Consider the following 13,638-nt stretch of genomic DNA (forward strand, 5'->3'; position numbering starts at 1 on the left):
GTTTCGGCGGCAGGCGGTCAGAGGCGGCTCAGCTGAGCGGCGCCGGGAGATGCAGATGCGGCGCAAGCGGCGTCCATTCCGAAGCCATCTCGCCGGCATTGCCCGGCTCCAGCGGCACCTCCGCCGGCAGCAGGCGCATCAGCCGCGACACATCCAGCTGCACATCGGGAATGGCCGCTTCCGGCGCCGCCTGCAGGTCAAAGGGCAGCCCGGCCGCCTGCAGCAGCTCGCCCATCGCCACGGTGCCCGGCTGCGCCACGTTCAGAACCGGCGGCAGCTCCGGCGCCGCCGTCAGCGCCGCCAGCACCCGCGCCAGCGCCCGGGCGCCGATATAGCTGCGCCGCGGGGTGCGGCCGCAGGGAAAGCGGTCCAGCCGGAAGCCCGGCCGCCAGCCGCCCAGGGCAGCATCCAGCCCGGCGATATTGCCGATCCTGAGCGCCGTCACCTGCACCCCCAGCTCCGCCGCCAGCGCCGCCGCCTTCATTTCCATCTCCGCCTTGGCGCGGCCGTAGCCGCTGGCCGGCTGCAGGGCGCTGTCTTCATCCAGCAGCCCCGGCTGGCTGCCGTAGACGGCCGCAGAGGAGGTCAGGATCACCCGGGCGCCGCCGCCCGCCCGCGCTGCCGCATGGACCGCGGCCAGCGCCAGGTCCACATTGTCCGACAGGGGCTGGTTGCGCCGCGACCCCGGCACCACGCCGGCCAGGCACAGGACCGCCTGCGCACCGCGCGCCGCCCGCGCCAGCCCGTCCGGGTCCGCCATCGGGTCCAGGATGCGCCAGTCGAAGTCCCACACCGCCTCCGGCGCCAGCCCCGGGGGCGGGCAGCGCGCCTGCCAGACCAGCTCTGCACTGCGCGGCCAGCTCAGCCGCAGCAATTGGCCGATACGCCCCGAGGAGCCCATCACCAGTGTGGCTGGAATGTTCATACTGTGCCTCGTCTGCTTCTGTTGTTATTGACGGCCTCACCTACCGCAGTATCTTGCATAGGTTAAAAATCAAGCCGTTTTTGGAAAAGAGGCTCCATGCGCAAGATTCCCCTGCTGATTGCCGCTCTCGGCATCGCATTGCTGCCTGCGGCCTGCTCCCGCCTGCCCGGCGGCGCCCCGGCCAGCGAGGAGATCCTGAAGGAATCGGGCGAAGCGGATGCCAATTTCGCGCTCTACAAGGTGAACCGGGCGCTGCTGCCGACGGTGGCCGCCTGGCCGCCGACCGGCAAGCAGGAGCACTTGAGCTGGCTGCACGCCCACCAGGGCGCCCGCACCCAGATCATCCAGCCCGGCGATCTCCTGTCCCTCAGCATCTGGGACAGCAACGACAACTCGCTGCTGACCTCGCTCGACCAGAAGATGGTGCAGCTGCAGGACATGAAAGTGGCCGCCAACGGCTCCATTTTCATGCCCTATGTGGGCGATGTGAACGTGAACGGGCTGACCCCGGACCTGGCGCGCCGCAAACTGCAGGAGGCGCTGGAGCCGGTGGTGCCGTCAGCGCAGGTGCAGCTGGCGATGGCCGAGGGGCGCGGCAATTCGGTGGATCTGGTCTCCGGCGTTGCCCAGCCCGGCACCTATCCGATGCCCGACCGCAACTACACGGTGATGGGGCTGATTTCGGCGGGCGGCGGCATCAGCGCCGGGCTGAACAACCCGCAGATCCGGCTGGTGCGCGGCCAGCGCATCTACGGCACCTCGGTCGACAATCTCCTGAACAATCCGCGCCTCGACACCCTGCTGCGCGGCGGCGACCGGGTGTTCGTCGAGGAGGACGAGCGCTATTTCCTCTCCTTCGGCGCCACCGGCGAGGAAGACCTGCATATCTTCTCCAAGGACGAGATGTCGGCGATGGACGCAATGTCTGTGGCAGGCGGTTTCCAGGACGGCAAGGCCGATCCCAAAGGGCTCCTGGTGCTGCGCGAATACCCTGCGTCGGCCATTGCGCCCGGCGTGCGCGGGCCGCGCCAGCAGCGGGTGGTGTTCTCGCTTGATCTGACCTCTGCCGACGGGCTGTTCTCGGCGCGCCAGTTCCAGATCAACCCGGGCGACCTGGTGATGGCGACGGAATCGCCGGTCAACGACGTGCTGACCATCTCCAACATCTTCGGCAATTTCTTCGGCGTCTTCAGCCGCGCCGGGGTGATCGAATAGGGGCTGACCCTAAGGTCTTCCGCCCCCGCGCCTCCTTGCTGCGGACAGCCTGAACGAAATGAAAAAGGCCTTGAAGGCGCAGCCGCCCTTCAAGGCCTTTCCGTCAGCTCTTCCAAGCCGGCCTGACAGGCCGGCTCACTCAGGCAGGCTTACTTCAGCAGCCCTTTCAGATAGGCGCCATAGCTGTTCTTCTTGAACAGCTCGGCCCGCGCCTCCAGCGCTGCGGTATCGATCCAGCCCTGCTCATAGGCGATCTCCTCCAGGCAGCCGGTCTGCAGCCCCTGGCGTTTTTCCAGCGTGCGCACAAAGTTGCCCGCATCCAAGAGCGAGCCATGGGTGCCGGTGTCCAGCCAGGCATAGCCGCGGCCCATGGTCTCGACCCGCAAGGCCCCCTCTTCCAGATACATCTGCAGAAGGTCGGTGATCTCCAGCTCGCCGCGCGGGCTGGGCTTGACCCGGCGCGCCCGCTCCGGCGCGCTGCCATCCAGGAAATACAGCCCCGTCACAGCATAGTTCGACGGCGGCACCGGCGGCTTCTCGATGATCTCGCGCGCCTTGCCATCCGCGTCGAAATCCACCACGCCATAGCGTTCCGGATCGGCCACGTGATAGCCGAAGACGGTGCCGCCCGCCGCATGGCTGTCCGCCGCCGCCAGGAGGTCCGGCAGCCCGTGGCCAAAGAAGATATTGTCGCCCAGCACCAGCGCCGAGGGGGCGCCTGCCAGGAAGTCTTCCGCCAGGATGAACGCCTGCGCCAGCCCGTCGGGCGAGGGCTGCACCACGTAAGTAAGCTCCACCCCCCACTGGCTGCCGTCGCCCAGGAGACGGATGAACTGCTCCTGGTCCTGCGGCGTGGTGATCACGCAGATCTCGCGGATGCCCGCCAGCATCAGGACAGACAGCGGATAGTAGATCATCGGCTTGTCATAGAGCGGCAGCAGCTGCTTGGAGACCGCCATGGTGATCGGATAGAGCCGGGTGCCGGAGCCGCCAGCCAGGATGATGCCCTTACGTGCCGTCATGCCAATTCTCCCAAATCCTTCAGAATATCATTCAATCCCAGCCGCCAGTCCGGCTGCGGGATGCCAAAAACAGTGTCTAATGCGGCGCAATCAAGCCGTGAGTTCAGGGGCCGCGCCGCCGGCGTCGGATAGGCGGAGGTGGGGATGTCCTCCACCGCGCACGCCACATCCGCCCGGGCAAAGATTTCGCGCGCGAAATCCGCCCAGCTGGTCTGGGGCGCGCCCGCAAAATGATAGGTGCCGGATTTGCCCGGGTCCTCCATCAGCTGCCGTGCCATCGCAAGGCAGGCCGCCGCGATGTCCCGCGCCGGTGTCGGCGCGCCGGTCTGATCGGCAACGATGGTCAGCCGCTCGCGCTCTTTCCCTAAGCGAAGCATGGTTTTGACGAAGTTGTTCCCGTGGCTCGAGACCACCCAGGAGGTGCGCAGCACCGCATGACCCCCGCCCGCGGCGCGCACCAGCTCCTCGCCTGCCAGCTTGGAGCGGCCATAGGCGTTCACCGGCGCGGGGGCATCCCCCGGCTGCCAGGGGGCTGTGCCGCTGCCGTCAAAGACGTAGTCGGTGGAGACGGTGACAAAAGGAATGCCCAGTTCCGCACAGGCCGCCGCCATCGCGCCGGGGGCTGCGCCGTTGATCACGCCGGCCAGCGCCTCTTCGCTCTCGGCCTTGTCCACAGCCGTATAGGCGGCGGCATTGATCACCGCCTCAGGCGCCGCCTGCCGGATGGCCGCGGCACAGGCTGCCGGGTTGCTCAGATCCGCCTGATCGCGGCCCAGGCAGGTGACGGTTTCATCCGCCGCCAGTTCGCGGGCCAGCTGGCCGGTCTTGCCGAATACTAGGATCATATGCGCCTCCCTTTGCGCCACAGATACAAGGCTGAAGCCCAGATGCCCAGTTCCAGCAGAAAGGTCCAGTGCAGCAGGAAGGAAAGCACCCAATGGGGCTGGCTCGCGGGCACTTCCACCAGCGTATAAAGGCGGTCATTGAACGGCGCCCCCCACAGGATGCCGCCGCCGATGGTGTCCAGCACCAGATGCAAAAAGAGGGCGGCAAAAAACACCAGCCCCGGGGCCAGCAGGGCGCGGGCCCGCAGAGCCAGAACCGGCAATGCCAGAGCCGCAACCAGGGCCCAGAAAGCAGGCACATGCACCCAGTAGCGGTGATGATGAATGCTGCCCTGATCCACGAGGTAAAACCACAGCATGTCGAAATCCGGCAGCACCGCGCCAATCAGGGCGGCCGGCAGCAAAAGCCGGTGCCCCTCAGGCGCCAGCCGTGCCAGCACATAGCCGGACGGCAGATGCGCAGTCAGCATGAAGAAGTGCGATTAAGGCAAAGTACCGCCCGGCGGCATCGCCGGGCAGCCCCCGGCGGCCGCCCCCCCGGGCGGGGGCTTCTCCCCCACCCGCGGCCGGAAGCAGCCCTCAGCGGCATATCCGCCTTCACTTTCCGGTGCCCAGCCGCTGGCCAACCCCGTCGCGCCCCTGCAGGGCGCGCCACCAGGGCTCGTTGTCGAGATACCACTGCACGGTTTTCTCCAGCCCTTCCTCAACCGTCACCGAGGGGCGCCAGCCCAGTTCTTCGCGGATGCGGCTGGGATCGATGGCATAGCGCGCATCATGGCCCGGGCGGTCGGTGACAAAGGTGATCTGATCCTTGTAGGACTTGCCGTCCGCGCGCGGGCGCTTCTGGTCCAGGATTTCACACAGCGTATTGACCAGCTCCAGGTTCGACCGCTCGTTCTCGCCGCCGATATTGTAGGAGCGGCCCAACGCGCCCTGCTGCACCACCAGGAGCAGCGCATCGGCGTGGTCTTCGACATAGAGCCAGTCGCGCACGTTGGAGCCGTCGCCGTAGATCGGCAGTTCCTTGCCCGCCAGCGCATTCAGGATCACCACCGGAATGAGCTTTTCGGGGAAGTGATAGGGCCCGTAGTTGTTGGAGCAGTTGGTCAGCACCACCGGCAGCCCGTAGGTCTCGGCCCAGGCGCGCACCAGATGGTCGCTGGCGGCCTTGCTGGCAGAATAGGGCGAGCGCGGATCGTAGGATGTGTCTTCCGTGAACTGCACCGACGGGTCGGCAGGCAGCGAGCCGTAGACCTCGTCCGTTGAGATATGGTGGAAGCGGAAAGTGTCCGGCTTGCCCGCCTGGGTCCAATGCTTGCGCGCCGCCTCCAGCATGTTGAAGGTGCCGGTGATATTGGTCTCGATGAAATCGCCCGGCCCGTCGATTGAGCGGTCCACATGGCTTTCGGCCGCCAGATGCATCACCGCATCCGGGGCATGGCGCTCAAAAACAGTGTCTAATGCGGCGCGGTCGCGGATGTCGCACTGCTCAAACGCATAGTCCGGGCTTTCAGCCGCTTCCGCCACATTGTCCAGGCAGGCCGCATAGGTGAGCGCGTCCAGATTGACCACCTGATGGCCGCGGGCGATGGCCAGCCGCACCACGGCGGACCCGATAAAGCCGGCGCCGCCGGTCACGAGGAGTTTCATACCGCACCTCCGGTTGCGAGAATCTTCATGTCTTATCCTTCCCAGACAAAGGGGCTGTCGAAATCCGCCAGCCGCGGCGCCGCGGCGTCTTTCTCAGACAGCACCGGGCTGCCCTCGAACTCCCAGTCAATGCCGCAGCTGTCCCAGGCTACCGCCCCGTCGCACTCCGGCGCGTAGTAATCGGTGCATTTATAGACCACCTCGGTACCGGGCGCCCGGGTGATAAACCCGTGCAGGAAGCCCTTGGGCACCAGCACCTGCTTGCCGTTTTCCGCGCTGAGCTCAATGCCGAACCACTGGCCGTAAGATGGCGACCCCTTGCGGATATCCACCGCCACATCAAACAGCGCGCCGCGGCCGCAGCGCACCAGCTTGTCCTGGGCATGGGGCGGCGACTGGAAATGCAGGCCGCGCAGGGTGCCGGTTTCCGCCGAGACCGAATGGTTGTCCTGCACGAAATCCAGATCGATCCCCGCCTCCTGCATCCGCCGCTTGTTCCAGCTTTCGCTGAAGAACCCCCGCGCATCGCCGAACCGTGCCGGGGTCAGCACCTTCAGCCCTGGCAGACCTGTTTCCTCAACCTGCATTCCGTCCTCGCATCACCGCATCCAAATCTGCGCCCACTCCTAGCCCCGCGCTGGCGGCAGGGCAACAGCCGAGGCAGAACTCCGCCCGCCGCGCGCCCGCGCTTGCATCCCCTGCCCCGCCCCGGCAAGCATGGCCCCATGAAGATTTTGTTTGTGCATCAGAACATGCCCGGCCAGTACCGCGAACTGGCGCCCTGGCTGGCGGCGCAAGGCGGCCATGAAATCGTCTTTCTGACCCAGCGCCAGGGGGTGCAGCTGCCGGGCATCAGAACCGTGGTCTACAAGCCCTTCCGCACCCCTGCCAAGGATGCCTTCGGGCTCTCCAAGGACTGGGAGGCGGCGTCCGGCTCCGGCCTTGGCGCGGCGCTGGCGGCGCGCGAGCTGAAGGCGCAGGGCTTCACCCCCGACATCATCATCGGCCACACCGGCTGGGGCGAGCTTTTGTTCATGAAGGACCCCTATCCGGATGTGCCGGTGATCGGTTTCTTCGAGTATTTCTACCGCACCACCGGCGGGCTGGTCGGGTTTGACCCGGAAACCCCGGCCAACGACCAGGCCTATTTCTTTGCCGAGGCGCGCAACACCGTGCCGTATGCCAGCATCGAGCAGGTGGATCTGGGCCATGTGCCCACCGCCTGGCAGCGCGACCGGTTTCCGGCCAGTTTCCGCGACCGCATGTATCTCTGCCATGACGGCATCCGCACCGACAGGCTGACACCCGACCCCGGCGCCTCGGTCAGCCTGGGGCGGCTGCAACACCCCCTCACCCGCGGCGACGAGGTGGTGACCTATATTGCCCGCAACATGGAGCGCGCCCGCGGCTTCCACATCATGATGCGCGCGCTGCCGCGGATCCAGGCGCAGCGCCCCGATGCCCGCATCCTGATGATCGGCGGCAGCGAGACCTCCTATGGCGCCGAGAGCAAGCACCCCGGCGGATTGCGCGGCGAGATGGAGGATGAGCTGGGCGATAGCGTCGACTGGAGCCGGGTGCATTTCCTCGGCAAGGTGCCGTATGACGATCTGACCCGGATCATCCAGATCAGCCGCTGCCATATCTATCTGACGATGCCTTTCGTGCTCAGCTGGTCCTTGCTGGAATCGATGGCGATGCAGGCCACGGTGGTGGCGGCGGATGTCGATCCCGTGCGCGAGGCGATCACCCATGGCGAGACCGGGCTCCTGGTCGATTTCTTCAGCCCGGAAGCACTGGCGGATCAGGTTGCCGATGTGCTGGCCAATCCCGGTGAATATGCCCATATCGGCCCCGGTGCCCGCGCCCATGTGGTGGAAAAATACGATTTCCTGACCCGCTGCCTGCCGGAGCATATCGCGCAGATCAATGCGCTCGTGCCGGAGGCGCGGAGAATTAAAGTCTAGCCGGAGGCACGGAGACTGAACCTGCAGCCGGAAGCACGGCGGATCAGGCTCTGTGCAGGCGTGCCGCCAGCAGGCAGAGCGTCTTGAGCAGCAGATCCGCCGCTCAAGGCCTTCTCAGCACACAAGCGCCGCGTGGCAGCCCCCAAGGCTCGTGAAAACTTTTGCGCACCGGCCGGATGCGGCGGGCCCCGGCCCCGCCTGCATCCGGCAAGCAGCGCCTGCAGCCCTTTCCGGGCCGGGGCGCCTGTCCTTGTGCCTGATCCTGCGCTCCTCCCCGGCCTGCGCGGTCAGTGGCGCGGCTCCGGCGGCGGCAGCTGCCCGGAGGCCCAGAGCGCGGCCTGGGTGCGGTTCTTGGCGCCGATCTTGCGGAAGCAGGTGCGCAGATGCACTTTCACCGTCGCCTCGCAGATCCCCAGCTCGTTGGCGATGCTCTTGTTGGTGGCGCCCTCCGTGAGCTTGGCCAGGATCAGCTGCTCGCGGTCCGACAGCCCGTGCCGCGGCATTGGCCCGGCGGGTGCGCCCATCCCTTGCGGTTCCGCCCCGGCCGGCTGCTCCGGCCCGGTTCCGTTCTGCCCCTCCGGCGCCCCGGGCAGCACGATGCGGTAGCCGTCCTGCACCACCTGCAGCGCCGCGATCAGCGCGCCGGCCGATTTGCGCTCCGGGATGACTGCCTCGGCATAGCGGCTGAGCTGCCGCTGGGCGGAGACCGGGCAGCCGTCGCCGGTGATCAGGATCAGCGGCACCGCGCCGTTGCGGATGCGGAAGGCCTGCAGCTCCTCCTGCAGCTCCGCGCCCGCGGCATGGCTGTAGCACAGCACCATGTCCTGTGCGCTCAGCGGCGGCAATTCCGCCAGGGCGCCGCAGCAGCGCCCGGTCTCATAGTCATTTGCTTCACAGATGGTCAGAAACATGTCCCTGAGAAGCCTGCTTTCCCCCACAACGTGAACAGGCATCCAAAACTCCTTTACTCGTAACATGCCGGATCCCTGATCCGGCCCGTCCCCCTGGAGCGTGCTTTTGCGGCGGGCCTGCCCCCGCAGACCGCCGGACTGGCAATGCGCTGCCGCCCCCCGGAACATATACCGCCTGCTTGCTGCCGCCTGGGCCCCGGCAGCACCCCCGCGCCGCCGTTTCCGGATCGTGATAAATACAGAACACGCCCGGGAAAACACCCCGGGCCAGACCGCGCGCACAGGCCTTCAAACACTTCTGATGCGCATTGCTGTGGATAAACCGTAGCGAATCTATCCTTTATTGTTAAGAAACTTCCCCTCCAGGCGCAGTGCTTTTTGCCCGGCCGCGGCGGCACGGCGCCGGGCGGCTGTCCCTATCCGGCTGTTTTTTCACGCGATCCGCCCGGGCGGCCCTACACCCTTGGCAGTGTGCCCAAGGTGGAAACGCTGTGTTTCCAATCCGGTTTCTACAATTTTAAGAGATTTGGCATTGCCGCCAAAACAACCTGTGATTTCAACGATTCGCCGTATCCGCCCGCTCCGGCTACCCCCATGGTGGTATTTTGCCCGCGGCCGCCTGCCCCGCCCTGCCTTCGGCGTACCCCCTCTGCCCGGTTTGACCCTGCAGCCGGCGTGCTACCCTCAAGACATTCATTATGTCATGCCGGGGGGCAACATGGTTATGTTGGGTACGTCCGTTTCCCGAACGGACAGGTTATTGTTTTCTAAGGCTCTGCAAAGGCAAATATCTTCTCTGACACAATTGGCGCTGGTGCAGCCGGGACACCGCAAGGCACCTGTGCTGACCAGTGATGCGGCCCTGGGGGCCGCCGGATCCGGCACCGCGGCGGCCGCGCTGCGGCGCCAGCTGCATCCGGGCGCGGCCCGGACATTGCAGCGGCGGCGCCCGGGCGGTGCCGCGGCGCAGGCGCTGGCGGCCCGGCTGCCGCAGCATCTTGACCCGGACCTGGCCCGGGATCTGGCCGCGGGGCGCGGCTGGGCGCTGTTTTCCTGCGCCTTCGAGGACGGCAGCGAGGATCTGATCGCGCTGCAGCTCGGCGGCGGCCCGCATGACAGCCATTGCGGCGATATCCTGCAGGCGATCTGGCCGGTGCTGCGCGAGGATGCCCTGCGCGAACTGACCGGCGAAACCCAGGCCGCGGTGACCAGCGCGCTTCTGTGGACCGTCTCCAAGAAGACCGACAGCGCGGTGCTGGTGCTCAACGCCGAAGGGCAGCTGCTGCACTGCAATGAATCGGGGCGCGACATGCTGGATGGCGGCGACCTGCTGAGCGACCGCTCCGGCCGCCTCTGCTGCGCCCGCCCGGGCGAGACCGCAGGCTTTTACGCCGCCGTCGCCGAATGCGCCCGCGCCCGCCGCGGCGGCGCCTCCGCCTCCGGCCGGCCCGGCCAGCCCCCGCGCGAGCTGATCCTGTTCCTGGAGGACCGCAAGAGCGGCATGCGGCTGCCGGTCTCGCTGACCCGCTACCGCTGCGGCGCCGATCAGCCGCTGGTGGTGGCGATCCTGCCGCGCCAGCCTGACCGCCGCCGCATCGAGATGCTGGCCCAGAAGATGGGCCTGTCGCCGGCCGAGGCCCGGGTGGCGGCGCTCATTCAGCTGGGGCTGTCCAACCGCGAGGCGGCGCATATCGCAGGCCTCAAGGAGCAGACCTTCAACACCTACGCCAAGCGGGTGCTGGCCAAGCTGCAGGCCCCGGGCCGCGCCGAGATGGCGCAGCGGCTGACCTGGCAGGCCTCGGTGGGGAGAGCGTCATGAACACTTTGTCGCTTGATGCGCCCTTTCAGGGCCCGCCCGCCCCGGCTGCGCCGGCCACTGCGCAGGACCGTCCGGCACAGGGCGCGCAGCCGCAGGCCGCACAGGACCCTGTGGACCCGGTGGAGCAGGCGGCTCCGGTGCCGCCGCAGCCCGCAGGCGCCCGCGGCACCGCGGGCCCGCAGGCCCGATCGGCCCCTTCCCAGGACGCACCCCCTCAGGACGCATCCCCTCAGGATGCAAGCCCTCAGGACGCGCCGGTGCAGCCGCCGCGGCTGAGCGCCGCGGTGCTGGCGCAGATCGCCAATGTGCTGCGCGAGGGCGAGGTGCCGCTGGCGGCCCAGGCCGACCTGGTGGAGCTGCACAAGCGCATCGTCGGGCTGTTCGCCACCCTCAACGAGGGGCTGGGCGCGCAGGCTGCGCAGAAGGCCGCGGCCGACCGCGCCGCGCTGACCGCCCGCATCGACCAGCTGGAGGAGGCGGTGAACCGGATGGAAGGCGCGCTCAGGATCGAATTCGAACCGGTGCTGAAGGCGGCGCTGGCTGAGGCGCTGGCCGCAGCCGCCCCGAAGCCGCGCCGCCGCTGGCGCAGCGTGCTGGCGGCGCTGGCCCTGGCGGCAGCGGCGCTGGCGGCAGGGATCGTCTGGCACGCGCCGCTTCTGGCAGCGGCGGCGGATCTCGCCGCCCTTGCAGGCTGGCCGCTGCCCGCCTTCTGACATGCGTATTTTGTCCCCATTTGGGGGCATCGGCTGCGGCGCGGATGCGCTGCAATACCCTTAGAAGGCACCACGCTGCCTTTTTCGCGCCAGCCGCCGCCGGATCCGGATCAGGATCCACAACCGCGGCCCTGGCAGGGGCACGGACCCGGGCAGCCTTCTGCTGCCCCGCCCCGCACCGTTAACGAGGAGGAAAGTTACCATGGGTACTCCAACCGGAAATACCGACTGGCAAGTCTGCAACCCGGACTGCGAAATCGAATTCAGCGATGACAAGTTCGATCCCAATTACAACAACGGCGCCTGGGAGCATGGCGGCACCGACGGCAATGTGATCGATCTCAACGACCACAACGCCGCCGACAACGCCCAGGCCGGCAACGGCGATGACGCGGTCTACGGCAACGACCGCAACAACCGGCTGCACGGCGAGGAAGGCCAGGACTACATCGAAGGCCGCGGCGGCGACGACGCCATTCTCGGCGGCACCGGCAACGACTGGCTGTTCGGCGGCAACACCACCGGCCAGACCGATGACGGAGACGACTGGATCGACGGCGAGGAAGGCTGCGATTACATCGACGGCGAGAACGGCAATGACACCCTGCTGGGCGGCGCCGAGCAGGACACCGTGTTCGGCGGCAACGGCGACGACCACATCTTCGGCGATGACGGCGACGGCGACGAGACCGACGGCGACGACGGCGACTACCTCTATGGCGAGCTCGGCGACGACTGCATGGACGGCGAAGGCGGCGACGACTGGATGTGGGGCGACATGGGCCAGTCCGGCGAGACCCGCGCGGACGGCGACGACACCATGTACGGCCGCGGCGGCGATGACCGGATGAACGGCCAGGGCGGCAACGACCGGATGGCCGGCGGCCTCGGCGACGACCTGGTGATCGGCGGCTCCGGCGATGACGAGATGTTCGGCGACGAACGCGCCTCGCAGAACGATGATCTGGACTTCGGCTCCGACAGCGGCACCGGCAACAAGACCCAGCAGGTCGATGGCGATGACTGCATGCTCGGCGGCACCGGCAACGACACCATGGACGGCCAGGGCGGCAACGACACCATGTTCGGCGAGCAGGACGACGACCTGATGCAGGGCGGCCGCGGCAACGACCTGATGGGCGGCGGCTCCGGCAACGACGACGTCAACGGCGGCGCCGGGCGCGACACCATGCGCGGCGGCTCCGGCAACGACGTGCTGGAAGGCGGCGCGCAGGGAGACCTGATCTTCGGCGACCGCAGCTACAATCTGGGCGATTACTACCACAAGTATAAAATCGACTGGAGCTGCTGCGACGACGATGACGGCGGCGATGTCCAGGCGCTGCATGCCAATAACGGCCTGAAGCCGGTCGATTGCCCGGACTGCTACGAGCCGGTCGATTACGGCCCGGACGGCAACGACGTGATCCGCGGCGGCTCCGGCAATGACACCGTGTTCGGCGAAGGCGGCCACGACGTCATCTACGGCGAGCGCGGCGGCGACCACCTGCATGGCGGCGACGGCAACGACAGCATCCGCGGCGGCAACGGCAACGACTTCATCGATGGCGATGCCGATGACGACTGCCTCTATGGCGATGCAGGCCGCGACACCATCAAGGGCGACATCGGCGACGACAAGATCTACGGCGGCGCAGATGACGACTACCTGTTCGGCCAGAATGGCGATGACAGCATCTTCGGCGGCACCGGCGACGACAAAATGTTCGGCGGCAACGGCGATGACCTGATCAAGGGCTGGGATGGCGATGACGTCGCGTCCGGCGGCAACGGCAACGACACGCTCTGCGGCCAGAACGGCGACGACTTCCTGGACGGCAACGACGGCCGCGACCAGCTCTGGGGCGGCAACGGCAACGACGTGCTGGAAGGCGGACGCCACAACGACTACCTGAACGGCGGCAACGGCGCTGACTGCCTCTATGGCGAGGAAGGCAACGACCGTCTGGACGGCGGCCGCGGCAACGACTTCCTGGATGGCGGCACCGGCGACGACCGTCTCTATGGCGGCGCCGGCAACGGCAACGACTACCTGAAGGGCGGCGAAGGCGACGACATCATGGCCGGCGGCAACGGCAAGGATGTCTTCATCATCGACCTGACCTGGGATGGTGCCACCTTTGCCTCCAACGACGGCAGCGACACCTTCACAGACTTCGACATCGATCAGGACCACGATGTGCTGCTGTACCGTGTCACCAATACCGGCGCCGGCCTCGGCACCTCTGCACAGGATGCCTTCGGCGCCCTGAATGCGGCGGCCACCGTGACCGACGACGGCACCGACACCAACATCTCGGTGGGCGGCTCCAGCGTCGACATCCTCGGCCTGACCGGCAATGCCGCACCGTTCACCTCGCTGGGCCAGGACGCCATCCCGATCGGCGGCGTCGGCATCAATGCCGTGACCACCGGCGATGCGGGCTCCTACGAGGCGATCCGGGTGCTGACGTCCGACAACGGCTTTGACGACAGCTACTCCAACATCTGGGGTCACGCTCTCTGAGCCATAGGAACGGCGGGCCCGGGGGCAACCCCGGGCCCGTCCAG

At 67.3% G+C, this 13,638-nt stretch carries 12 protein-coding genes; 5 read left to right on the top strand and 7 right to left on the bottom strand.

From position 1 onward, the window contains the following. Positions 1-28: 28 nt before the first annotated feature. Complete coding sequence (locus N6L27_RS20585; protein ID WP_271909309.1) at positions 29-925, bottom strand: NAD-dependent epimerase/dehydratase family protein; 897 nt, start codon at positions 923-925, stop codon at positions 29-31. Positions 926-1,021: 96 nt separating this feature from the next. On the opposite strand from N6L27_RS20585, the gene N6L27_RS20590 reads away from it, so the two are divergent. Continuing rightward, positions 1,022-2,140, top strand: coding sequence for a polysaccharide biosynthesis/export family protein (locus tag N6L27_RS20590; protein ID WP_271909310.1), 1,119 nt, complete (start codon positions 1,022-1,024; stop codon positions 2,138-2,140). Between the two features lie 149 nt (positions 2,141-2,289). On the opposite strand, the gene rfbA is transcribed toward N6L27_RS20590, so the two are convergent. The 5 genes from rfbA to rfbC all read right to left on the bottom strand — a co-directional run bounded on the left by rfbA (position 2,290) and on the right by rfbC (position 6,244). Beyond that, positions 2,290-3,162, bottom strand: coding sequence for a glucose-1-phosphate thymidylyltransferase RfbA (gene rfbA / locus N6L27_RS20595; protein WP_271909311.1), 873 nt, complete (start codon positions 3,160-3,162; stop codon positions 2,290-2,292). Beyond that, positions 3,159-4,007: a dTDP-4-dehydrorhamnose reductase gene (gene rfbD / locus N6L27_RS20600; protein WP_271909312.1), complete on the bottom strand. Its 849-nt coding sequence runs from the start codon at positions 4,005-4,007 to the stop codon at positions 3,159-3,161. The genes rfbA and rfbD overlap by 4 nt, the downstream gene beginning before the upstream one ends. Next, positions 4,004-4,477: a metal-dependent hydrolase gene (locus N6L27_RS20605; RefSeq protein ID WP_271909313.1), complete on the bottom strand. Its 474-nt coding sequence runs from the start codon at positions 4,475-4,477 to the stop codon at positions 4,004-4,006. Before N6L27_RS20605 ends, rfbD begins: the two co-directional genes overlap by 4 nt. A gap of 127 nt (positions 4,478-4,604) precedes the next feature. Further along, the gene (gene rfbB / locus N6L27_RS20610) at positions 4,605-5,657 is read right to left on the bottom strand and encodes a dTDP-glucose 4,6-dehydratase (protein ID WP_271909314.1); all 1,053 of its coding nucleotides are present in this window, start codon (positions 5,655-5,657) and stop codon (positions 4,605-4,607) included. A gap of 32 nt (positions 5,658-5,689) precedes the next feature. Continuing rightward, positions 5,690-6,244, bottom strand: coding sequence for a dTDP-4-dehydrorhamnose 3,5-epimerase (gene rfbC, locus N6L27_RS20615; protein WP_271909315.1), 555 nt, complete (start codon positions 6,242-6,244; stop codon positions 5,690-5,692). A 138-nt stretch (positions 6,245-6,382) separates the two neighbouring features. Here rfbC and N6L27_RS20620 point away from each other — a divergent pair, with 138 nt between their 5' ends. Continuing rightward, a complete protein-coding gene (locus N6L27_RS20620; RefSeq protein ID WP_271909316.1) occupies positions 6,383-7,624 on the top strand; it encodes a glycosyltransferase family 4 protein in 1,242 nt (413 codons plus the stop codon). Between the two features lie 287 nt (positions 7,625-7,911). Here the strand turns inward: N6L27_RS20620 and N6L27_RS20625 are convergent, their stop codons facing one another. After that, positions 7,912-8,535 (bottom strand): LuxR family transcriptional regulator, encoded by a 624-nt coding sequence (locus tag N6L27_RS20625; RefSeq protein WP_271909317.1) that lies wholly within the window; start codon positions 8,533-8,535, stop codon positions 7,912-7,914. Positions 8,536-9,349: 814 nt separating this feature from the next. Between N6L27_RS20625 and N6L27_RS20630 the strand changes: the two genes are divergently transcribed. From N6L27_RS20630 to N6L27_RS20640, 3 genes are all read left to right on the top strand, one after another. Further along, entirely contained in the window at positions 9,350-10,354 is a 1,005-nt protein-coding gene (locus tag N6L27_RS20630) for a helix-turn-helix transcriptional regulator (protein WP_271909344.1), read from the top strand. Continuing rightward, complete coding sequence (locus N6L27_RS20635; protein ID WP_271909318.1) at positions 10,351-11,067, top strand: hypothetical protein; 717 nt, start codon at positions 10,351-10,353, stop codon at positions 11,065-11,067. Before N6L27_RS20630 ends, N6L27_RS20635 begins: the two co-directional genes overlap by 4 nt. Positions 11,068-11,269: 202 nt before the next feature. Continuing rightward, the gene (locus tag N6L27_RS20640; protein ID WP_271909319.1) at positions 11,270-13,594 is read left to right on the top strand and encodes a calcium-binding protein; all 2,325 of its coding nucleotides are present in this window, start codon (positions 11,270-11,272) and stop codon (positions 13,592-13,594) included. Positions 13,595-13,638 lie beyond the last annotated feature (44 nt).

The organism is Leisingera sp. SS27, assembly GCF_028368855.1.
GTDB lineage: Bacteria > Pseudomonadota > Alphaproteobacteria > Rhodobacterales > Rhodobacteraceae > Leisingera.